Consider the following 21,161-nt stretch of genomic DNA (forward strand, 5'->3'; position numbering starts at 1 on the left):
GGGTAAAAGCACAGGTCAGGACCAATTGAGGAAGGATCCGCCGTCGTCGCGCAGCATTTGCACCATGGCGTGGGCGGCAGGCGACAGGTAGCCCTGGCGGCGCAGCATGACGCAGATGGTTCGCGTCATGGTGGTCTGCTCCAGCTGTACTTCGCGCAGGTCTTGCATGTTCTTGCCGAACTCCAGCGTCTCCCGGGCGATGAAACTCAGCAGGCTGGTCTGGGCAATCAACCGCGGCAGCAGGGAAATCGAGTTGGACTCGATCTGCACTTCCGGCAGCGGCAGGTCGTGGCGGGCGAAGGCGTCGTCGACCCAGATCCGCGACGACACACCGGACGGCGGCAACACCCAGCGATAGCGGCACAGGTCGCGCATTTCGAACGGCGCGGTGAAGATCGGGTGATTGCGGCTGGCGATCACCACGGCTTCGTCGGTGAGGATCGGGTAAAAGCTGAATTCCTCTTCGGCACTGCGCTGGGCGCAGATGATCATGTCCAGGTGCCCGGAGCGCAGTTGCTCGCGCAGCATGTCGTCCTGACCGATCACCAGCTTGAGCGTGACCTGCGGCGAGCGTTTGAGCAGCGCGCTGGTCAGTTCGGGCAGCAGGTACTCGGCCATGGTCGCCGCACAGCCCAGACGGATATCCCCTACCGCGCCACTGGCAAAATCCCGCACCTCGCGCTGGGTCTGGGCAATGCTCTGCTGCAGCACCTTGCCCCGTGCCTGCAGCAGTTCGCCGACGGGTGTGAGCTTGATCCTGCGACCGTCGCGCTGGAACAGCCTGGTGCCGAAGGATTCCTCCAGCCGCTGGATGCTTTTGGTCAACGCCGGTTGGCTGCGGTTGAGTTTTTCCGCCGCGCGCCCCAGATGACCGAGCTCGGCGATGGTTTCGAAATAGGTCAGGTCACGCAGGTCCATATATCAACCAAAGTTATCAATTCATGATTATTAGAAAATAGACTTGATCGATTGCGCTGTCGATACTGCTCGCCATTGGAAATGCACTCGGCATGGAAGCACTCAGGTCACTCCTTATCAGGAAAAGCCAATGCTCTGGAGATCCGCGTTGCCACGCCCCGCCTCGTTTGCCCTCGCCCACCAGCACCCGCTGACCCAATGGCTGCTGCTCATCCTCGTGGCCGGTAGCGCCGGCCAACTGTTCAAATACTTCCACGTTCCCGCCGCACTGTTTCTCGGCCCCATGCTGGTGGCGATCGGCTTCGGCGTTGCCGGGGCCAGCGTTCGTCTGAACAAGCAGGTGTTCCGCCTGGGTCAGGGCACGGTCGGCGTGCTGGTCGCCCACTCCATGACCGTCGGCGTTCTGCTGGCGGCGATGCAATCGTGGCCTGTGATGGTCTTCGCCACCCTGCTCACGGTCGCATTGAGCGCGGTGGTCGGCATCGCCATGGCGCGCTGGGGCGGCATTCAGAGCAGCACGGCGGCGTGGGGGACTTCACCAGGTGCGGCCTCGGCCATGGTGGCGATGGCCGAGGATGACGGCGCCGACTCCCGGGTGGTTGCCACCATGCAATACGTGCGAGTGGTGTGTGTGGTAATGGTCGGCGCGCTGGTCAGTCGGCTGATCGGCGCCGATGCCGGCGGTTCGGAGGCCCACAGCACGGACGCGCTGCTACACGGGATGAATCTGCTTAATCTGGGCTTGAGCCTGCTGGTGATCGTGGTCGGCGTGATGATCGGCAGTCGGTTACCGGCGGGCGCCTTGCTGGTGCCCTTGCTGCTCGGCGGCGCGCTGCAGTTGAGCGGCGTGCTGCAGATCACTCTGCCCACTTGGGTGCTGGCGATTGCCTACGGCGCGATCGGCAGTTACATCGGCCTGCGCTTCGACCGCGTGACCCTCCGCTACGTCTGGCGGCGGCTGCCGGCGATGATTGCCGGCGCGCTGGTGCTGATTCTGCTCTGCGCCTTATCGGCTTGGGGCATCGCTGAAATCATGGGCAAGGACTTTCTTTCGGTGTACCTGGCCACCAGCCCCGGCGGCCTTGATGCGATGGCGATCATTGCCATCGACACCCACTCGGACGTCGGCTTCGTGCTGGCGATGCAGACCCTGCGATTGTTCGCAGTGATTGTGACCGGCGCGTACATCGCCCGGCAGGTGATTCGCCTGTCGCACCGCCTGGCGTGAATGGGCGAAGCCTGAGTGAGCGAACAGCGCAAGCAGCACGCATGCCGATGGAATCTTCATCGATCCCGCCACCTCCAACGCTGCACACTCATTGGAGGCGAACGCCATGGCCACGCTGAAAATCGCCACGTTCAACATCAACGGCATTCGCGCGCGTTTGCCCATTCTGTTGCAGTGGCTGGAAAAGGAAGCGCCCGACATCGTCTGTCTGCAGGAACTGAAAGCGGCGGACACGGCCTTCCCCGCCGACGACATCCGCAACGCCGGCTACGGCGTGATCTGGCAGGGCGAGCCCTCGTGGAACGGCGTGGCAATCCTGTCCCGGGACAGTGAGCCGCTGGAGATTCGTCGGGGTCTGCCGGGCAATGAAAAGGACAGCCACAGCCGGTATCTGGAGGCGGCGGTGCAAGGCGTGATCGTCGGCTGCCTGTACCTGCCCAACGGCAACCCGCAGCCGGGGCCGAAGTTCGAGTACAAACTGGACTGGTTCGAGCACTTCATCAAACACGCGGACTCGCTGTTCAAGAGCGAGCATCCGGTGGTGCTGGCCGGGGATTACAACGTCATTCCCACCGACAACGACATCTACAACACCCGCTCATGGCTGAAGGATGCCTTGCTGCAGCCGGAAAGCCGCGCCTGCTTCGAGCGCCTGTTGGATCAGGGCTGGACCGACGCCCTGCGCGCGAAATTCCCGGACGAGCGGATTTATACGTTCTGGGATTATTTCCGCAACCACTGGAAGACCAACTCCGGCCTGCGCATTGACCACCTGCTGTTGAGCAAGGACCTGGCACCCAAGCTGAAAAACGCGGGAGTGGATCGCTGGGTCAGGGACCTGCCCCACGCCAGTGACCATGCACCGACGTGGATTGAGTTGAAGGTTTGATGGGGGGGCAGCGATGGATTGATCGCCGTCAGTCGGGCATACAGGCGTCGCCTGGTTTGCTGCCGCTTCGCGCCAGATCGCGGGCAAGCGCGCTCCTACAATGGATTTCGACAATTCCCATCATCTCCGGCCGACAAAATTCCGTAGGAGCCGGCTTGCTGGCGAAAGCGTCCTTCCAGATAAATTGCGGTCATCTGAAACGACGGGTTCGCCAGCAAGCCGGCTACGAACTTTATGTGCGCCGGCGATTGTGTGCGTTGCCCAGATCCATCGTAGGAGCGCGCTTGCCCGCGAATGCGATCTGTCAGCGCCACCGATTCAGCCTGACACAGCGCATTCGCCAGCAAGCCGGCTCCTACAGTGAACTCCGACAATTCCCGTGATCTGCGGCGAACAGAAATCCGTAGGAGCCGGCTTGCTGGCGAAAGCGTCCTTCCGCAGACATCGCCCTAAGCTGACACGCGGGCTAGGCCCTCTGCGCCAACGCCGTCGCCAGGCTTTGCTCCAGCGGCAACACTGGTAGCAGCGTGGCCTGATAGGCGTGGTAAAGATCCGGCTTGCCGGCCCAGATGTCGGCGCTCGGTTGGTTTTGCGGGTTGAGCTCGTGACGCCAGCTGCCGTGTTCGAGGTCGATGAACAGGGTTTCGTTGAATTCCCAGAACGTCCGGTACCAGTCTTCGTATTGCTGCTCGTGGGTGCGCTGCAGCAGCGCGGCGGAGGCAGCGGCCGCTTCGGCGTGGGTCCAGTGCAGGCGATGGCGGACCACCGGATGATTTTCCCAGTCCAGGGTGTAAACGATCCCCGGCGCGCCATCGACGTCCCAGCCATAGCGGCAGGCGTTTTCGAATAATCCTCGCGCGTCTTCGAGCAGCCAGTTCGGCGTCTGCAAACCGGCCTTGCGCCGTGCGGCTTCCAGGTGCAGCACCAGTCGCGCCCACTCGAAAGCGTGGCCGGGCGTCGTGCCATAGGGGCGGAAACCGTCGTCGGGCTTGTCGACGTTGTAGTCGAGAATCGGCTGCCACTGCAGGGTGAAATGCTCGATCACCTGATGATTATTGCCAGCGGCGTGCTGATGGATGACCCGCTCGACGATGCTCAGTGCCCGATCCAGCCAGCGCCCATCGCCGGTGACGTCGGCCAGGGCGAGGAACGCCTCGGTGCTGTGCATGTTGCTGTTGGCACCGCGATAGGGTTCTTCGTTGCTCCAGTCGCGGTCGAAGGATTCGCGCATGGCGCCCTCTTCCTCGCTCCAGAAGTGCCCGGTAATCACCTGAATCGCTTGCTCCAGCAACGCCTGTGCGCCGGGCCGTCGGGCAACCACGGCGGAGCTGGCGGCCAGGGCAACGAAGGCGTGCAGGTAGGCGTTCTTGCCGGTGTCGGCGCTGTGCTCCAGGGGTTTGGCGAACCAGCCGCCGTGCTCGGCGTCACGCAACGGCCCGGCCAGCGCCGCGATGCCGTGATCGACCAGCGCGGCGCAACCGGGGATGCCATTGATGTGGGCCATGGCGAAACTGTGGGTCATGCGGGCGGTGTTCATGGTTTCGGCCACGGCATCGGCGGGCAGCCGGCCGAGGTCATCCAGATTGCCGAAGCCCTGGGGCAGCGTCGAGGCCTTGGCAAACGCCAGCAGCCGATTGCCCTCCTGCATCAGCCAGGCCGTGTGGCCCGGGGAGCGCAGCCAACTGCTGAAATCGCGATTCACGTCATCCATTGCCCTTCACCTATCTCGTCGGCAGGTTCGGCCCGCCAGGAATTATTAGTCGGGGCGAATCATGCAAGCCGAGGGCAGCGACAGGCAAGTGAATGAGGTGAAAGGGGCTGTTTTGGCCTGTTCCCGGCTAAAGCCGGTCCTACTGCCGGGAGGCCTTTGAATCCCGCCATCAAACCCGAAAGCGCGTCACCACCTGGTTCAACTCCGCCGCCAGCCGGGACAGCTCGTTGCTGGATGCGCTGATCTGGTTGGCACCCGACGACGATTGCATCGACAGGTCCCGAATGTTGACGATGTTGCGGTCCACTTCCCGGGCGACCTGGGCCTGTTCTTCGGCGGCGCTGGCGATGACCAGGTTGCGCTCGGAGATTTCGTTGATCGACGTGGTGATGCGGCTCAGCGACTCGCCGGCACCCTGGGCCAGGCCCAGGGTTTCGGTGGCGCGGGAACGGCTGATCGACATCGATTCCAGCGCCTCGGTGGAACCGCTGCGCATGGTGGTGACCATCTTGTCGATTTCCAGCGTCGACTGCTGGGTGCGGTGGGCCAGTGCGCGCACTTCATCGGCGACCACGGCGAAGCCGCGTCCGGACTCCCCCGCCCGTGCGGCTTCGATGGCGGCGTTCAGCGCCAGCAGATTGGTCTGCTCGGCGATGGAACGGATCACGTCCAGCACCTTGCCGATGTCCTTGGACTGATCGGCCAGGTTCTGCACCAGGTCCGAGGTGTGCTGCACGTTGCCGGACAGGGTCTGAATCGAATTGACCGTGTCGATGACGCGGCTCTGGCCGTCGCGGGCCGCGGTGTTCGATTCGCTCGACGCCTGGGACGTCGACACTGCGTTGCGCGCGACCTCCTCGACCGCCGAGGTCATCTCGTTCACCGCTGTGGCCGCCTGTTCGATTTCGGCGTTCTGCTGGTGCAGGCCGCGATGGCTGTCTTCGGTGACCGAATTCAGCTCCGTGGCGGCCGACGCCAACTGGCTCGCCGAGTTGCCGATCAGGCTCAGGGTCGAACGCAGGTTGGTCTGCATCTGCTGCAACGCGCTTTGCAACCGCGTGACCTCGTCATGGCCCTCGACGCGGATGTCGTGGGTCAGATCGCCCTTGGCCACGTATTCGGCGGCATCAACCGCTTCCTGCAGCGGACGCACGATGCTGCGGGTCAGCCACACCGCCAGCACCACGGTGGCCAGCGCAGCGATCAGCACGAACACCAGCACCACATTTCGCGAGTTGCGGTATTGCGCTTCGGCGGCAATGCCTTCGAGCTCGACCTGATGGGAGTAGAAATCGCTCAGATCGCCCAGTTGCGCGCCGGAGTTGTCGACGGCGGTTTTCATGTCCACCAGCAGCAGTTTGTTCAGCGCCTTGAGGTCACCGCTCTCGGCGAGCACGAAGGACTGGGTCAAACCGCGCTGATAGTCAACCAGGGTCGCGCGGAATTTACTGTACAGCTCCCGCTCTTCCGGGGTGTCGATGAAGGTGTCGAGGCTCGTGAGTTTTTCATCGAGGATCTTCGCGCGGGCGTCCATCTGGCTCTTGTAGACGCCGACGTTTTTCGGATCGGCGTCAAGGGCCACCCGCAGCGAGATGGTGCGAATGCGCAGCATCGCTTCGCGGATGTCGTTGACCAGACGCATGCTCGGCATCCAGTTGCTTTCGACGGCCACCTCGCTCTGGCGAATCGTCGACATCTGGCTCAGGGCAAACCAGCCGAGCAACGCGACCAGCAGGGAAATCAGGGTGAACCCAAGGCCGGCGCGGCGGGCGATGGTCAGGTTGCGTAGGCTCATAACGGTTGGCTCATTGTTTTAGGGGAACAGCGACGCGCCAGGCGGCGATGACGCAAAGTCGTCGTATGACCAACGCTTATCGACGCCAAGGCAGGCTTCTTGAGCCGCCGGCCCATGAAGAATCCGAACGTCTGTTCGAGAAAACATCGAACCCCGCCAGCTTGAGCGGTCTAGACCTTTAAGCCCGACACCACATTTCAAGCCGAGGTGAATCATGCATCTGGAAGGTTCCTGCCATTGCGGCGCCGTCGAATTCAGCCTGACGAGCGCCCATCCCTACCCCTATCAACGCTGTTACTGCTCGATCTGCCGCAAGACCCAAGGCGGCGGCGGTTACGCGATCAACCTGGGCGGCGACGCGAAAAGCCTCGCGGTCAAAGGCAAAGACATCATCGCGATCTATCACGCAAAAATGCGCGACACTGAGGGTCACGAAACCCACATCAGCAGCGCCGAACGGCATTTCTGCAGCCTGTGCGGCAGCGGGCTGTGGCTGTTCAGCCCCGAATGGCCGGAACTGATTCACCCGTTCGCATCGGCCATCGACACGCCGTTGCCAACCCCGCCGGAGCACACGCACCTGCTGCTGAACTCCAGGGCGCCGTGGGTGGAAGTGGCCGCCGGGCCGCACGATCAGCAGTTCGACGAGTTTCCCGAAGAGTCGATTGCCGACTGGCATGAGCGGCTGAAGTTGACGCGATAGCCTGGTGCGATGAACTGACAACGGAATCAGGGCGTTCCTGCGACAGTCAAAGGGGAAGGAACGCCCGTCCAACCGGCCACCCGATAATTCCCTGAACCTCTCCCCTGACAGCCGACTCCCAACTAAAAGCCCCCAAGCCCTATAAAAAAGCCCATAAGGAAGCGCACATGCCTATGCATCGAGTCGCCACCCTGACCGATCTTCAGCGAGACCGAGGTCTCCAGGTCGAGTTTGGCGAAACCAAGGCGCTGCTGGTTCTGCACGGCGACGAAGTCCGCGCGTTTCAAGCCTTTTGCCCCCACGCCGGTGCCCCCCTGGCGGACGGCGCCATTTGCAACGGTCATCTGATCTGCCCCTGGCACAAAGCCGAATTTTCCATCGACGACGGCCACCTGTGCGAACCACCTGCGCTGGATGCCCTGATTCGTTACCCCGTTCAACTCATCGATGGCGATGTGCACGTCGATGACCAGCCCATTACCGCTGAAATGCCGACGCTGGCCGAAGACAGCCGCTGCTTCGTCATCATCGGCGCCGGCGCGGCGGGCACTGCTGCTGCCTGCGCGTTGAGGGAGAAAGGCTTCAACGGTCAGTTGCTGCTCATCGACAGAGAGGCCACGCCCGGCTACGACCGCACCGCCCTGAGCAAATTTGTGCTGTCGGCCGACATGGAAACCGATGAGATCCCTGCCCTGCGCGACGACGGGTTCTACCTGGACAACCGCATCGAGCGAGTCCACGGCGAAGTGATGAAGCTGGACGTGATCAACAAGCGCGTGACCCTGGCAGACGGCCGCCGCTTTGATTACGACGCGGCGCTGGTCACCACGGGCGGCGAGCCCCGCGCGTTGTCGCTGGAGGGCGCTGATCTGCCGCAAGTGCTGACCCTGCGCAGCCGCGATGACGCCTGCCGGATTCTCGCAGCGGTTCACCCCGGCGGCCACGCGCTGATCGTCGGCGACAGTTTTATCGGGCTGGAGGCGGCGTCGGCGTTGCGCACACAGGGCGTGAACGTAACGATTCTGGCCCATCACCAGGTGCCCTTTGCCGGTCAACTGGGCGAGCGCATCGGCAAGGCGCTGCGGGCGCTGCATGAGCAACACGGTGTACTGTTTCGCACCCACGTCGATATCAATCGTTTCGAGGGCGTTGAGCGGGACGGCCAGCAGGTGCTGCAGACGGCGGTGCTCAGCAACGGCGAGCGATTGCAGGTGGATCTGGCGCTGGTTGGCGTCGGCGTAAGCCCGGTGACGCATTTCATCGACGGCCTTGAGCTTGAGGACGATGGCTCGCTGGCCGTCGACGATGGCATGCGCGCGGGTAAGGATCTGTGGGCGGCGGGCGATATCGCCACCTTTCCCCTTAACCGTCAGCCCCGGCGCATCGAGCACTGGCGCCTTGCCCAGCAGCAGGCGCGCATCGCGGCGGGCAATATGCTCGGCGAAGACCGGCATTACAGCGACGTGCCGTATTTCTGGACCTACCATTTTGAGAAGCGTCTGGATTACCTCGGCCACGCCGAAGACTGGGACGACATTGTTTATTTGGGCGAGCCGGAGCGCTTCGACTTCCTGGCACTTATCTGCAAGCAGGGCGTTGTCGCGGCCGTGGTCGGCTGTGATCGCGAACGGCCCATGGCGATGCTCGCTGAACGCATGAAACAACCGCTGTTCAAAGACGAAGCGCTGATGCTGATCAACCAGATCGACGATTAAGCACGCACTTCAGAATCCTTCATTCAGCCGCACACCGGAGGGCGCCATGCCTGATAAAGAGTCCAACCGCGAAGACCTCGACCACAAACCCGAAAACGCAGGCAAGGTCGGCGAGGAACACAAACAGGCCAACCAACGGGGTGAACAACAGCGATCACCGGAAACCGAACATCCGGCCGATTCCACTGGCGCCAAACCCTGAAACAGGCGGTTAGCCGCGACTGGTGACCTGATGACGGTTGCCCCGCTGCTTTGAGCAGCGGTCGGTCGCAGGCTTTGCCGCCTTGTCCACCTTCAGCCACCACGCTTCGCCGCGGCTGGGGTATTGCACATAAAATGGCTGACCCATTTCCGGGGTGGTGATTGAAATGCTGCGGTCCCACGCCAAAGCAAGAATCCGGTCGAACGGCTCGTGCCAGGCGTGCATCGCCAGGTCGAAGGTGCCGTTGTGGATCGGCAGCAACCACTTGCCGCGCAGGTCGATGTGCGCTTGCAGCGTCTCCTCCGGCTGCATGTGCACGTCCGGCCAGTCTTGGTTATACGCACCGGTTTCCATCAGGGTGAGGTCGAACGGGCCGTACTGCTCGCCAATCAACTTGAAGCCGGCGTGATAGCCTGTGTCGCCGCTGAAGAAGATCCGCTGTTCGCCTTCCAGAATCACCCACGACGCCCACAGCGTCTGGTTGCCGTCCCGCAACGTCCGGCCCGAGAAATGCTGCGCGGGCGTGGCCACAAAGCGAATGCCGTGGATATCGGTCGACTGCCACCAGTTCAACTGTTGAACCTTGGCCGCCGGCACGCCCCACTCGATCAGCGTGTCCCCTACCCCCAGCGGCGTGATGAAATGCTCGGCTTTGTCCTTGAGCACCTGAATGGTCATGTGATCAAGGTGGTCGTAATGGTTGTGGGAAAGAATCACTGCTTTCAGCGGCGGCAGGTCTTCGAGGCTGATCGGCGGCTGGTGAAAGCGCTGCGGACCGGCCCATTGCACGGGCGATGCACGCTCGGCAAATACGGGGTCGGTCAGGAAGTATTCACCGCGCAGTTTCAGCAGCACCGTGGAGTGGCCGAGCCGGTAAACCGTGTTGTCAGGCGCCGCGAACAGTTGCTGGCGCGACAGCGGCTGAACCGGGATCTCCCCGGCGGGGCGAGTGTGGTGGGGTTTGTTGAACAGAGCGTTCCAGAAGATGCGCAGGGTTTTGCCAACGCCTGAGCGCGCCATCGGCTTGTGATTGAAATAGCGACCTTCGCGCCGAGTCAGAACGGGCAGCGCAGGATTTGAATCAAGGTTTTTTTCGATCGAGGCCATGAGGGTGCTGACTCCATGAAACGGGTGAAGGTGGTGCTGCGCAAGCTGCAAGCTGCAAGAGCGTGCCGGACGTCGAAGCTTCGGCTTGAAGCTTGAAGCTTGTGGCTGCTCCTACACTACACAGTGTAGTTTCAAGCTTGCACGATGGGCAAAGAGAAGTAAACTGCCCGGTGTAATTTTCTTGCCGGGGACTTGATTGCCCGGCTCACCTTACAGAAGCGAATCCATGACTGCCCCACTGCGACTGACCGACCGTAAACGTGAAGCCATTGTTCAGGCGGCAATAGCCGAGTTCCGCGACAACGGTTTCGAGGTCACGAGCATGGACCGCATCGCCGCCCGGGCCGAGGTCTCCAAGCGCACGGTCTACAACCACTTCCCCAGCAAGGAAGAGCTATTCTCCGAAATGCTCCATCGCCTGTGGTCCAGCGCCGCAACGCAGACCGCCGCGGTGTACAAGCCCGGCGTGCCCCTGCGCGATCAGCTGCGCGAATTGCTCGACGCGAAGATGAAGACCCTCGGCGACAGCAACTTCATTGACCTGGCCCGCGTGGCCATTGGCGCGACCATTCACTCCCCCGATCGTGCGCAGACCTGGGTCAGCCGGCTCAATCAGCGCGAAGAAACCTTCACTGTCTGGGTGCGCGGCGCCCAGCAGGACGGCCGCCTCAAGGCCGTCGAGCCGGTGTTCGCCGCGTCGCAGATCCATGCGTTGCTCAAGGCCTTTGCGTTCTGGCCGCAAGTCACTCTCAACGAACCCCTGCTCGCGCCGGACAAGCAGCGCGAAGTGGTGGAGTCGGCGCTGGACCTGTTCCTGTGCTGGTATGAAATCCCGCTCGACAAATCCTAGTCCAGTAACGCCCTTAGCCCATGGCTGCCGTCACGCGCTCGACAATCTGCCGGCGGGCGAGCAAGCCTTGCATGGCGCGATCGGTGGCGACGGCAAGGATATTCGCCGGTGCCGTGTCCGGCCGGCCCGAGTCGTAGGGCGGCGCCGGTGCGTATTCCAGTTGCAGCTGAAGGGTCCGGGCCGTATCCGCGTCGAACACTTCGCTGATCAGCGTCAGCGCAAAATCGATTCCCGCGGTCACGCCGCCACCGGTCATCAGGTTGCCATCGCGCACGACGCGCTCGTGTACCGGAATCGCGCCGAATTGCTCCAGCAGCGAATGGGATGCCCAGTGAGTGGTCGCGCGACGGCCTTTCAACAGCCCTGCCGCGCCGAGCACCAGCGCGCCGGTGCAGACCGAGGTCACGTATTGCGCCGTGGCCGCCTGATGCTGAATGAACGCCAGGGTTTGCGCGTCTTCCATCAGCGCATCGATCCCTACCCCGCCCGGCACGCAGATCACGTCCAGGTCCAGGCAGTCGGCGAAAGTCGCGGTCGGCACCAGGGTCAGACCGGTGCTGGACTGCAGCGGCTCGAGGTTTTTCCAGACCAGGTGCACGACCACGCCGGGCATGGTGGCGAAAACATCGTAGGGACCGGTGAGGTCCAGTTGCTGGACTTTGGGGAATACCAGCAGGCCGATATGCAGGGTCATGGTGTGTTCCTTATCGTTTAATCGTGGGTCATCTAAATGCGTGAGCCAGGCAGCCGATTGCACCTGAAGGCCATCGGCTGGACGAAACCACTGTAGAGGGCTAGCCTCTGGCGGATACGCCATAAAGCCAACGATTTACGCCAATTTTTCACAGTGAGCGCCCCATGCCCCATCAGCCCAGGCTGGTTCATGTTCTGGCCTTTCCCAACGTTCAGTTGCTCGACGTCACCGGACCACTGCAGGTGTTTGCCTCGGCCAACGTCATGGCCCAGGAAGCGGGCCTGAAAAAAATCCCTTACCGGCCCGAGGTCATCGCCCGCGAACCCGGCGGCGTGACCTCCTCCGCCGGGCTCGGGCTGCTTACCTATCCGCTGCCGTCCACGGCTTCGGACACGCTGATCATCGCCGGAGGCGGCGCGGTGCACACGGCACTGCTGGACCCGGTTCTGGTGGACTGGGTGCGAACGCAATCCGCCAGCGCCCGGCGCGTGGCGTCGGTGTGTACCGGCGCCTTTTTGCTCGCCGCCGCCGGCGTGCTGGACGGCCATCGGGTGGTCACTCACTGGGACAGTTGCGACGAACTGGCCCGGCGCTTCCCGCAACTGCGCGTCGACCCGGACCCGATTTTTATCAATGAAGGCAGGCTGTGGACGTCCGCCGGAGTGACGGCAGGCATTGATCTGGCGCTGGCGATGGTCGAGGCGGATCTGGGACGCGATATCGCCCTGGCCGTCGCGCGGGATCTGGTGGTGTTTCTCAAGCGTCCGGGCGGGCAGTCGCAGTTCAGCACGGCGCTGTCGATGCAGCACCAGACCCGTGATCAAGGCAGCCGGTTTGGCGACCTGCACGCCTGGATCCTCGACAATCTGGCCAACGACCTGTCGGTCGGCACGCTGGCGGCGCAGGTGGGCATGAGCGAGCGCAGTTTCGTCCGCCATTACCGCGCCCACACCGGAAACACGCCGGCACGGGCCATCGAGCAGTTGCGCGTCGAAGCGGCGCGGCGTCTGTTGGGGGACAGCGCGCTGCCGATCAAGCGCATCGCCGACCGCTGCGGGTTTGGCACGGAAGAAACGTTGCGGCGCAGCTTCATGCGCGCCGTATCGGTGACGCCCCAGGCGTATCGCGAGCGGTTCAGCGCGGGGTGAGCCTCTGATTTCAGTGGGAACGGCTTTAGCCGGGAAGGCGCACAAAGAGTCCGTGGGAGCCGGCTTGCTGGCGAACGCAGTGGGTCTGAAACGGAGATGTCGACTGACCCACCGCCTTCGCGGGCAAGCGCGCTCCTACAGTGGATCTCGGCAACGCACGCAATCGTCGGCGTAAACGAAACCCGTAGGAGCCGGCTTGCTGGCGAACGCGGTGGGTCTGAAACGGAGATGTCGATTGACCCACCGCGTTCGCGGGCAAGCGCGCTCCTACAGGGGACCTCGGCACGGCACGCAATCGTCGGCGTAAACGAAACCCGTAGGCGCCGGCTTGCTGGCGAACGCGGGGTTCTGAAACGGAGATGCCGATTGACCCACCGCGTTCGCGGGCAAGCGCGCTCCTACAGGGGACCTCGGCAAAACAGGCAATCGTCGGCGATCACAGTATCCGTAGGAGCCGGCTTGCTGGCGAACGCGGGGTTCTGAAACGGAGATGTCGACTGACACACCGCCTTCGCGGGCAAGCGCGCTCCTACAGGGGACCTCGACACAGCACGCAATCGTCGGCGAGCACAAAATCCGTAGGAGCCGGCTTGCTGGCGAACGCGGTGGGTCTGAAACGGAGATGTCGATTGACCCACTGCGTTCGCGGGCAAGCGCGCTCCTACAGGGGAACTGGGCACAGCACGCAATCGTCGGCGATCATAAAATCCGTAGGCGCCGGCTTGCTGGCGAACGCCGTGGGTCTGAAACGGAGATGCCGATTGACCCACCGCGTTCGCGGGCAAGCGCGCTCCTACAGGGGACCTCGGCACAGCACGCAATCGTCGGCGATCACAAAATCCGTAGGCGCCGGCTTGCTGGCGAACGCGGTGGGGCTGAAACGGAGATGTCGGCTGACCCACCGCGTTCGCGGGCAAGCGCGCTCCTACAGGGGAACTGGGCAAGGCAGGCAATCGTCGGCGATCACAAAATCCGTGGGAGCCGGCTTGCTGGCGAACGCGGTGGGGCTGTAACGGAGATGCCGATTGACCCACCGCGTTCGCGGGCAAGCGCGCTCCTACAGGGGAACTGGGCAAGGCAGGCAATCGTCGGCGCACACAAAATCCGTAGGAGCCGGCTTGCTGGCGAACGCGGTGGGGCTGTAACGAAGATGCCGACTGACCCACCGCGTTCGCGGGCAAGCGCGCTCCTACAGGGGACCTCGGCAAAACAGGCAATCGTCGGCGATCACAGGATCCGTAGGACCCGGCTTGCTGGCGAACGCGGGGGTCTGAAACGGAGATGCCGATTGATCCACCGCGTTCGCGGGCAAGCGCGCTCCTACAGGGGAACTGGGCAAGGCAGGCAATCGTCGGCAATCACAAAATTCGGAGGCGTAGCGAGCAACATACGGAGATGAGCGTGAAGTAATTAATTTTCATGAATTGATATTTTTATCCTGTTTCGTGTAATTTAATTTCCATCACGAAATCAGAGATAACAATAATGACTGCCTGTGATCGTCCCGCCCCCGCTTTTCTTTCGCCGTTGATGGCGCTTGCAATACCCACTGCCGAGATCGTTTTCACTGCCTGGCTGCGCGCCGGTTAACGCCATTGCGCGGGTGAGTCCTGCTTTGTTCAGCTCGACAGCCCAGTCCCGCCGCTGCCCAAGCCCTGACCTCCTCATTCTCAGCAAGGAATCCGTTGCATGCCTCCGTCAACCGGCCTGTCTCTGTTGGTCTATGCCGCCGTCGCGATCATCGCCCTGATCGTGCTTATCGCGCGCTTTCGTCTCAATCCGTTCATCGTCATCACCCTGGTGTCCGTCGGCCTCGCGTTGGTCGCCGGGATGCCGGCCAATGCCGTCGTTGCGTCCTATGAGGGTGGCGTCGGCAAGACGCTGGGGCACATCGCGCTGGTCGTGGCGCTGGGCACCATGCTCGGCAAGATGATGGCCGAGTCCGGCGGCGCCGAGCAGGTGGCGCGCACCTTGATCGACCGCTTCGGCGAGCGCAATGCGCACTGGGCGATGGTCTGCATCGCGTTCCTGGTGGGGCTGCCGCTGTTTTTCGAAGTGGGTTTCGTGCTGCTGGTGCCGATCGCGTTCACCGTCGCCCGCCGGGTCGGGGTGTCGATTCTGATGGTCGGCCTGCCGATGGTCGCCGGCCTCTCGGTGGTCCACGCCCTGGTGCCGCCACACCCTGCTGCCATGCTGGCGGTGCAGGCCTATCAGGCGTCAGTGGGCCAGACCCTGTTTTACGCCATCCTCATCGGCATCCCCACCGCGATCATTGCCGGCCCGATCTACGCGCGCTTCATCGTGCCGCACATTCATTTGCCCGATGAAAACCCGCTCGCCAAACAATTTCTCGACCGTGAACCCCGTCCTCAACTGCCAAGCTTCGGCATCACCATGGCGACCATTCTGCTGCCCGTGGTGCTGATGCTGCTGGGTGGCTGGGCCAACCTGATTTCCACCCCGGGCAGCGGCTTCAACAGCTTCCTGCTGTTCATCGGCAACTCGGTGATCGCGCTGCTGCTGGCCACGTTGCTAAGCTTCTGGACGTTAGGCATTGCCCAGGGCTTCTCACGGGATTCAATCCTGAAATTCACCCAGGAATGCCTGGCGCCGACGGCCAGCATCACGTTGCTGGTGGGCGCTGGCGGCGGTCTGAACCGGATTCTCGTCGACAGCGGCGTGACCAACGAGATTGTCGGTCTGGCGCAGGACTGGCATCTGTCGCCGCTGTTGATGGGCTGGCTGTTCGCCGCACTGATGCGCGTTGCCACGGGTTCGGCCACGGTGGCAATGACCACCGCGTCCGGCATCGTGGCCCCCGTGGCGCTGGGCCTGGGCTACCCCCATCCGGAGCTGCTGGTGCTCGCAACCGGTGCCGGCTCGGTGATTTTTTCCCACGTCAACGACGGCGGGTTCTGGCTGATCAAGGAGTACTTCAACATGACCGTGGCACAGACCTTCAAAACCTGGACGGTGCTGGAAACGCTGATTTCGGTGATCGCTTTCGTCCTGACCCTCGGGCTGGCGCAGGTGATCTGAGTGGACATTCTTTACCAGATCCGCGCCCGTCAGGACTCGTTCAGCGCCGGCGAAGGCCGCATCGCCAGACTGGTGCTCAGTGACGTGGCGTTTGCCGCCAGCGCCAGCCTTGACGACCTCGCCGCCCGCGCCGAGGTCAGCAGCGCGACGCTGTCACGTTTCGCCCGCACGGTGGGCTGCAAGGACCTGCGGGACCTGCGCCTGCAACTGGCCCAGGCCAGCGCCGTGGGCAACCGCTTCCTCACTGCGGAGCAGGCGCCGGAACAGTCGGCGTTTTTCACTCAGATCGTCGGCGACATCGAGTCCACCCTGCGTCAGCACCTGGCCGGGTTTGATGAGTCGCGCTTCCAGGCGGCGGTGGCCCTGCTGACGCCGGCGCGGATGATTCACAGCTTCGGCATGGGCGGCGCGTCCAGCCTGTGCAGCGAAGAATTGCAGACCCGGCTGGTGCGCCTCGGCTACCCGATTGCCGCCAGCCGCGACCCGGTGATGATGCGCCTGATCGCCGCGACCCTCGGCCCGGAGCACAGCGTGATTGTCTGCTCCCTGAGCGGGCGCCCCCCTGAACTGCTCGACGCAGTGGATCTGGCTCGCAGCTATGGCGCAAAGATTCTCGCCATTACCCTGCCCGGCTCACCGCTGGCGGAACGGGCGGATGTGCTGTTGCCGCTGCAGATCGCCGAGACCCATTTCATCTACAAACCCACGGCCGCGCGCTACGGCATGCTGCTGACCATCGATGTGCTGGCTACTGAACTGGCGCTGACTGCGCCCGATGCCAACCGCGAACGGCTGCGGCGGATCAAGCTGGCGCTGGATGACTACCGCGGCGGCGACGACGGCCTGCCCCTTGGAGACTGACCCCATGCTTTACGACCTGATCATTCGCGACGCGCTGGTGATCGACGGCAGCAATTCCCCCGGCTACCGCGCCGACGTGGCCATTCGCGAAGGCCGCATTCAGCGCATCGGCGATCTGCACGACGTCTCCGCCCGCGAAGAAGTCAACGCTGCCGGCCGCGTGCTGGCGCCGGGTTTCATCGACGTGCACACCCACGACGACACCGTGGTGATTCGTCAGCCGGCGATGCTGCCGAAGATCACCCAGGGCGTGACCACGGTGATCGTCGGCAACTGCGGCATCAGCGCGTCACCCGTTTCCCTGGCGGGGGATCCGCCGGACCCAATGAACCTGCTCGGTCCCGCTGCCGCTTTCGTTTATCCGCGCTTTATCGACTATCGCAACGCGGTGGACGCGGCGCGGCCGGCGGTCAATGTGGCGGCGCTGATCGGTCACACCGCGCTGCGCAGCAATCACATGGACGATCTTTTTCGAACGGCGCGCGCGGATGAAATCAGCGCCATGCGCGGGCAACTGCGTGACAGCCTGGCCGACGGCGCGCTCGGCCTGTCCACCGGTCTGGCTTATGCCTCGGCTTACTCGGCTGAAACGGATGAAGTCAAACAGTTGGCCGAGGAGCTGACGGCGTTTGGCGCGGTGTACACGACGCACCTGCGCAGTGAGTTCGAGCCGGTGCTGGAGGCCATGGACGAGGCGTTCGAAATAGGCCGTCACGCGAAATCGCCGGTGGTCATTTCCCATATGAAATGCGCGGGCGCAGGCAACTGGGGTCGCAGTCCGCAGCTGCTGGCGTCCCTGGAAAACGCCGCGCTGACCCACCCGGTGGGCTGCGATTGCTACCCCTATGCGGCCAGTTCTTCGACGCTGGATTTGAAACAGGTCACCGATGCCTTTCCCATCACCATCACCTGGTCGACGCCGCATCCGGATCAGGGCGGACGCGAGCTGAAGGACATTGCCGCCGACTGGGGCCTTTCGCTGGTGGACGCCGCGGGGAAACTGCAACCGGCTGGCGCCGTGTATTACGGCATGGATGAAAAGGATGTGCAGCGGATCATGAAGCACCCGCTGTCGATGATCGGTTCGGACGGACTGCCGGAAGACCCGTTTCCGCACCCGCGCCTGTGGGGTGCGTTTCCCCGGGTGCTCGGGCATTTCAGTCGGGATGTGGGGCTGTTCCCGTTGCACACCGCCGTGCACAAGATGACCGGACTGACCGCCACGCGCTTCGGGCTGCACGATCGGGGGTTCGTGCGCGAGGGGTATTGCGCGGACCTGGTGCTGTTCAACGCGGACACCGTGCGTGATGTGGCGGATTTCAAAGAACCCAAGCGCGCGGCCGAGGGCATTGATGCGGTATGGGTGAACGGGCATTTGAGTTACGCCGAGGGCAAGCCCCAAGGTGAACGGCAAGGGCGGTTCTTGCCGAGGAGTGGGTCGTTGGTGGGTGGGTTTGGGTTACAGAAGTAGTACCCAGGCGCCGAAAGCGCAGCGCTTGCACCCCCGAAAACCTTGGTGGACACACATCCGTAGGAGCCGGCTTGCTGGCGAACACGTTGTGTCAGGCGACATCTGCGAGGCTGACCCGCCGCATTCGCCAGCAAGCCGGCTCCTACAGATCAAAGTTGGCGTGCAATGAAGTATCGAGCCTGGCTCTCAATCAGCCAATCACTACCCCACGGCACTCGCCAAACCCGATGCTCACTTCACCGTCCTTGCGGCAGCGCGCTTTAAGAATCACCTCATCGCCTGCCTCCAGAAAGGTCCGCGTCTCGCCGTTGGGCAGTTCGACGGCGCGCTTTCCGCCTTCGGTCATCTCCAGCAGGCTGCCGAGCTGCCCGGGTTGCGGCCCTGACAAAGTGCCGGTGCCGAACAGATCCCCCGCCTGCAGCTTGCAGCCGTTGACGCTGTGGTGGGCCACCATCTGCGCGACGGTCCAGTACATGTTCAGCGTGTTGCTCAGGGACAGACGCTGGGGCGCGACGCCCTGCTCTTTCATTCGCGCGGTGAGCAGCAGCACTTCCAGTTCGATGTCCAGCGCGCCGCCGGCCTGGTCCTGCTCGTCGAACAGGTAAGCCATGGGCGGCGGGTCACCCTCGGGACGCGCCGGCTGGGCCGCGCGAAACGGCGCCAGTGCCTCGGCCGTGACCACCCACGGCGAAATGCTGGTGGCAAAGCTCTTCGACAGAAACGGCCCGAGCGGCTGGTATTCCCAGGCTTGCAGGTCCCGGGCCGACCAGTCGTTGAGCAGGCAGAAACCGGCGATGTGCTCGCCCGCCCTGCCGATAGCGACAGGCTCGCCCGCCTCGTTGCCCTGCCCGATCCACACGCCCACTTCCAGTTCGTAATCCAGGCGCTTGCTCGGGCCGAAATCCGGCGTATCAGCACCCGGCTTCAGGGTCTGCCCGCTGGGGCGCTTGACCGGCATTCCGGACACACCCAGCGTCGACGCTCGCCCGTGGTAGGCGATCGGCACGTACTTGTAGTTTGGCAGCAGCGGGTTATCCGGGCGGAACAGCTTGCCGACGTTCATCGCATGATGAATGCCGACGTAAAAATCGGTGTAGTCGCCGACCTGCGCCGGCATGTGCATCTGGCAGTCAGCCATCGGCACCAGCAGACGATCCCCCATCGCTTGCAAGCGCTCACGCTGCAGGTTTTTTTTGTCGAGCAGGTGCAGCAATTCGTGGCGCAGCGCCTGCCGCGACGAACCGCCCAGGGCGAAAAAGTCGTTCAACTGGCCTCGGCAGGCAGCTTCGACGGCCACGCGTGCGGCGCCATTGAACAGACTGGCCTCAAGGGCGGTTTGCAGGTCCAGAATGTAATCGCCGATGGCAACGCCGCCGCGCTTGCCGAAACCGGGGCGGCTGAACACACCCAGGGGCAGGTTCTGCAGGGGGAAATCGGGATGGTCGTTGGCGCTGGCGACCCAGCTGCGCGGGTGCTGTGAAGTACTCATCGTTGGCTGTCCGTGTCGAAAGGCTTGAACGTTCTGGCGATGCCATCCCAGCAGGCATCGTAGTCGCTTTGCAGCTGAGGGCATTCCAGCGCGTGATAACTGGGACGCAGGACTTTGCCGGTCTCGAACATGAACGCCATGGTCTGCTCGATCTTGTGCGGCGTGAGCTCGGCGGCGATGGCTTTCTCGGCGCTGGCGTTGTCCGGGCCGTGGGCGCTCATGCAATTGTGCAGCGACGCGCCGCCGGGCATGAAGCCTGCGGCCTTGGCGTCGTAGGCGCCATCGATCAGGCCCATGAACTCGTTCATCAGGTTGCGGTGGAACCACGGCGGCCGGAAGGTGTTTTCCGCCACCATCCAGCGCGGCGGGAAGATCACGAAATCGACGTTCGCCTGACCTTCAACGGCGCCCGGCGAGGTCAGCACGGTGAAGATCGACGGATCGGGATGGTCGTAACTCACCGTGCCCAAGGTGTTGAACAGGCGCAGGTCGTATTTATACGGGACGTTGTTGCCGTGCCACGCGACGACATCGAAGGGGGAATGGCCCAGCGTGGTCCCCCACAGTTCGCCGAGGAATTTCTGCACCAGCACGGTGGGCTGTGCGCTGTCTTCAAAATGCGCGCGGGGCACCTGGAAATCCCGGGGATTGGCCAGGCCGTTGCTGCCGATCGGGCCGAGGTCAGGCAGCCGCAAGGCGCAGCCGTGGTTCTCACAGATGTAACCCCGCGCTGTGCCGTCGAGCAGTTCGACGCTGAATTTCAAACCCCTCGGCAACACGACGATTTCCTGCGGTTCCACATCGATCAGGCCCAGTTCGGTGGTGATGCGCAGTCGGCCCTGCTGGGGGACGATCAGCCATTCGCCGTCGGCGTTGAAGAACGCGCGCTGCATGGAGCGGTTGGCCGTGTAGACGTAGACGCTCACGCCCTCGGCCTGCTCGGCAGACGAGGTGCTGGCCAGCGCGTGCAGGCCATCGATGAAATCGGCGGGTTCGGCGGGGATGTCGAACGCATTCCAGCGCAGGCGATTGGGGGTGACGGGGCCTTGCTGCTGGCCGGTGATCTGCCGCTCGAGACGCTGAAAGCGAGGGTGCGCGGCGGACGGTTGAATGCGGTAGAGCCAGGAGCGTCGGGCTTCGGCGCGGGGCACGGTGAACGCGGTCCCGGAGAATTGCTCGGCGTAGAGGCCCAGCGGATGACGCTGCGGCGAGTTCTGCCCGTGGGGCAAACCGCCCGGCATTGCCTCGCTGCTGAATTGATTGCCGAAGCCATGCTGGTAACGCAGGGGCTCGGATCGGGGTGCTGTGGACATGGCGACCTCTTATTGTTTTTTTTCGTAA

At 63.3% G+C, this 21,161-nt stretch carries 17 protein-coding genes and 1 pseudogene; 10 read left to right on the top strand and 8 right to left on the bottom strand.

Translation table 11 applies throughout. The features are described from left to right. Nucleotides 1-15 precede the first annotated feature (15 nt). Nucleotides 16-918 carry a LysR family transcriptional regulator gene (locus EC919_RS24780; protein WP_133776935.1) on the bottom strand — a complete coding sequence of 301 codons (903 nt, stop codon included), beginning with the start codon at nucleotides 916-918 and terminating at the stop codon, nucleotides 16-18. A 130-nt stretch (nucleotides 919-1,048) separates the two neighbouring features. Here EC919_RS24780 and EC919_RS24785 point away from each other — a divergent pair, with 130 nt between their 5' ends. Both EC919_RS24785 and EC919_RS24790 read left to right on the top strand, forming a co-directional pair. Further along, nucleotides 1,049-2,146, top strand: a complete 1,098-nt coding sequence (locus tag EC919_RS24785) for an AbrB family transcriptional regulator (protein ID WP_133776936.1) — start codon at nucleotides 1,049-1,051, stop codon at nucleotides 2,144-2,146. Between the two features lie 106 nt (nucleotides 2,147-2,252). After that, nucleotides 2,253-3,035 (top strand): exodeoxyribonuclease III, encoded by a 783-nt coding sequence (locus EC919_RS24790; RefSeq protein WP_133776937.1) that lies wholly within the window; start codon nucleotides 2,253-2,255, stop codon nucleotides 3,033-3,035. A 466-nt stretch (nucleotides 3,036-3,501) separates the two neighbouring features. On the opposite strand, the gene EC919_RS24795 is transcribed toward EC919_RS24790, so the two are convergent. The 3 genes and pseudogenes from EC919_RS24795 to EC919_RS28015 form a co-directional block, all read right to left on the bottom strand. Further along, nucleotides 3,502-4,746, bottom strand: coding sequence for an AGE family epimerase/isomerase (locus EC919_RS24795; RefSeq protein ID WP_133776938.1), 1,245 nt, complete (start codon nucleotides 4,744-4,746; stop codon nucleotides 3,502-3,504). Nucleotides 4,747-4,915: 169 nt separating this feature from the next. Beyond that, the gene (locus EC919_RS28010; RefSeq protein ID WP_432213850.1) at nucleotides 4,916-5,779 is read right to left on the bottom strand and encodes a methyl-accepting chemotaxis protein; all 864 of its coding nucleotides are present in this window, start codon (nucleotides 5,777-5,779) and stop codon (nucleotides 4,916-4,918) included. After that, nucleotides 5,774-6,541: pseudogene (locus EC919_RS28015) on the bottom strand (MCP four helix bundle domain-containing protein); the annotation flags it as partial. The pseudogene EC919_RS28015 and the gene EC919_RS28010, both read right to left, overlap by 6 nt. 214 nt (nucleotides 6,542-6,755) lie before the next feature. Here EC919_RS28015 and EC919_RS24805 point away from each other — a divergent pair. From EC919_RS24805 to EC919_RS27235, 3 genes are all read left to right on the top strand, one after another. Beyond that, nucleotides 6,756-7,244, top strand: coding sequence for a GFA family protein (locus EC919_RS24805; protein WP_133776940.1), 489 nt, complete (start codon nucleotides 6,756-6,758; stop codon nucleotides 7,242-7,244). 167 nt (nucleotides 7,245-7,411) lie between these two features. Next, a complete protein-coding gene (locus tag EC919_RS24810) occupies nucleotides 7,412-8,959 on the top strand; it encodes an FAD-dependent oxidoreductase (RefSeq protein WP_133776941.1) in 1,548 nt (515 codons plus the stop codon). Nucleotides 8,960-9,005: 46 nt separating this feature from the next. Continuing rightward, nucleotides 9,006-9,161: a hypothetical protein gene (locus EC919_RS27235; RefSeq protein WP_166650626.1), complete on the top strand. Its 156-nt coding sequence runs from the start codon at nucleotides 9,006-9,008 to the stop codon at nucleotides 9,159-9,161. Between the two features lie 9 nt (nucleotides 9,162-9,170). Here EC919_RS27235 and EC919_RS24815 read toward each other — a convergent pair whose 3' ends face one another. Then, complete coding sequence (locus EC919_RS24815; protein ID WP_133776942.1) at nucleotides 9,171-10,268, bottom strand: MBL fold metallo-hydrolase; 1,098 nt, start codon at nucleotides 10,266-10,268, stop codon at nucleotides 9,171-9,173. 226 nt (nucleotides 10,269-10,494) lie between these two features. Here EC919_RS24815 and EC919_RS24820 point away from each other — a divergent pair, with 226 nt between their 5' ends. Beyond that, the gene (locus EC919_RS24820) at nucleotides 10,495-11,118 is read left to right on the top strand and encodes a TetR/AcrR family transcriptional regulator (RefSeq protein ID WP_133776943.1); all 624 of its coding nucleotides are present in this window, start codon (nucleotides 10,495-10,497) and stop codon (nucleotides 11,116-11,118) included. 13 nt (nucleotides 11,119-11,131) lie between these two features. On the opposite strand, the gene EC919_RS24825 is transcribed toward EC919_RS24820, so the two are convergent. After that, on the bottom strand, nucleotides 11,132-11,812 hold the full coding sequence (locus tag EC919_RS24825; RefSeq protein ID WP_133776944.1) for a DJ-1/PfpI family protein: 681 nt from the start codon (nucleotides 11,810-11,812) through the stop codon (nucleotides 11,132-11,134). 164 nt (nucleotides 11,813-11,976) lie between these two features. Between EC919_RS24825 and EC919_RS24830 the strand changes: the two genes are divergently transcribed. The 4 genes from EC919_RS24830 (at nucleotide 11,977) to EC919_RS24845 (ending at nucleotide 18,331) form a co-directional block, all read left to right on the top strand. Beyond that, nucleotides 11,977-12,960 carry a GlxA family transcriptional regulator gene (locus EC919_RS24830; RefSeq protein ID WP_133776945.1) on the top strand — a complete coding sequence of 328 codons (984 nt, stop codon included), beginning with the start codon at nucleotides 11,977-11,979 and terminating at the stop codon, nucleotides 12,958-12,960. Nucleotides 12,961-14,649: 1,689 nt separating this feature from the next. Continuing rightward, nucleotides 14,650-15,999, top strand: a complete 1,350-nt coding sequence (locus tag EC919_RS24835; RefSeq protein WP_133776946.1) for a gluconate:H+ symporter — start codon at nucleotides 14,650-14,652, stop codon at nucleotides 15,997-15,999. Continuing rightward, nucleotides 16,000-16,860: a MurR/RpiR family transcriptional regulator gene (locus EC919_RS24840; protein WP_133776947.1), complete on the top strand. Its 861-nt coding sequence runs from the start codon at nucleotides 16,000-16,002 to the stop codon at nucleotides 16,858-16,860. A 4-nt stretch (nucleotides 16,861-16,864) separates the two neighbouring features. Next, nucleotides 16,865-18,331 (top strand): N-acyl-D-amino-acid deacylase family protein, encoded by a 1,467-nt coding sequence (locus tag EC919_RS24845; RefSeq protein WP_133776948.1) that lies wholly within the window; start codon nucleotides 16,865-16,867, stop codon nucleotides 18,329-18,331. 190 nt (nucleotides 18,332-18,521) lie between these two features. On the opposite strand, the gene fahA is transcribed toward EC919_RS24845, so the two are convergent. Then, nucleotides 18,522-19,820: a fumarylacetoacetase gene (fahA, locus tag EC919_RS24850; RefSeq protein WP_133776949.1), complete on the bottom strand. Its 1,299-nt coding sequence runs from the start codon at nucleotides 19,818-19,820 to the stop codon at nucleotides 18,522-18,524. Then, complete coding sequence (gene hmgA, locus EC919_RS24855; RefSeq protein ID WP_133776950.1) at nucleotides 19,817-21,133, bottom strand: homogentisate 1,2-dioxygenase; 1,317 nt, start codon at nucleotides 21,131-21,133, stop codon at nucleotides 19,817-19,819. Before hmgA ends, fahA begins: the two co-directional genes overlap by 4 nt. Between the last annotated feature and the right edge of the window lie 28 nt (nucleotides 21,134-21,161).

It is taken from the genome of Pseudomonas graminis (genome assembly GCF_004364335.1).
Classification (GTDB): Bacteria; Pseudomonadota; Gammaproteobacteria; order Pseudomonadales; family Pseudomonadaceae; genus Aquipseudomonas; species Aquipseudomonas graminis_D.

Bases quoted from the DNA above. Each gene is read 5' to 3' on its own strand.
- EC919_RS24780 (WP_133776935.1), bottom strand. From the start codon at position 918: ATGGACCTGCGTGACCTGACCTATTTCGAAACCATCGCCGAGCTCGGT.
- EC919_RS24785 (WP_133776936.1), top strand. From the start codon at position 1,049: ATGCTCTGGAGATCCGCGTTGCCACGCCCCGCCTCGTTTGCCCTCGCC.
- EC919_RS24790 (WP_133776937.1), top strand. From the start codon at position 2,253: ATGGCCACGCTGAAAATCGCCACGTTCAACATCAACGGCATTCGCGCG.
- EC919_RS24795 (WP_133776938.1), bottom strand. From the start codon at position 4,746: ATGGATGACGTGAATCGCGATTTCAGCAGTTGGCTGCGCTCCCCGGGC.
- EC919_RS28010 (WP_432213850.1), bottom strand. From the start codon at position 5,779: ATGCAGACCAACCTGCGTTCGACCCTGAGCCTGATCGGCAACTCGGCG.
- EC919_RS24805 (WP_133776940.1), top strand. From the start codon at position 6,756: ATGCATCTGGAAGGTTCCTGCCATTGCGGCGCCGTCGAATTCAGCCTG.
- EC919_RS24810 (WP_133776941.1), top strand. From the start codon at position 7,412: ATGCCTATGCATCGAGTCGCCACCCTGACCGATCTTCAGCGAGACCGA.
- EC919_RS27235 (WP_166650626.1), top strand. From the start codon at position 9,006: ATGCCTGATAAAGAGTCCAACCGCGAAGACCTCGACCACAAACCCGAA.
- EC919_RS24815 (WP_133776942.1), bottom strand. From the start codon at position 10,268: ATGGCCTCGATCGAAAAAAACCTTGATTCAAATCCTGCGCTGCCCGTT.
- EC919_RS24820 (WP_133776943.1), top strand. From the start codon at position 10,495: ATGACTGCCCCACTGCGACTGACCGACCGTAAACGTGAAGCCATTGTT.
- EC919_RS24825 (WP_133776944.1), bottom strand. From the start codon at position 11,812: ATGACCCTGCATATCGGCCTGCTGGTATTCCCCAAAGTCCAGCAACTG.
- EC919_RS24830 (WP_133776945.1), top strand. From the start codon at position 11,977: ATGCCCCATCAGCCCAGGCTGGTTCATGTTCTGGCCTTTCCCAACGTT.
- EC919_RS24835 (WP_133776946.1), top strand. From the start codon at position 14,650: ATGCCTCCGTCAACCGGCCTGTCTCTGTTGGTCTATGCCGCCGTCGCG.
- EC919_RS24845 (WP_133776948.1), top strand. From the start codon at position 16,865: ATGCTTTACGACCTGATCATTCGCGACGCGCTGGTGATCGACGGCAGC.
- fahA (WP_133776949.1), bottom strand. From the start codon at position 19,820: ATGAGTACTTCACAGCACCCGCGCAGCTGGGTCGCCAGCGCCAACGAC.
- hmgA (WP_133776950.1), bottom strand. From the start codon at position 21,133: ATGTCCACAGCACCCCGATCCGAGCCCCTGCGTTACCAGCATGGCTTC.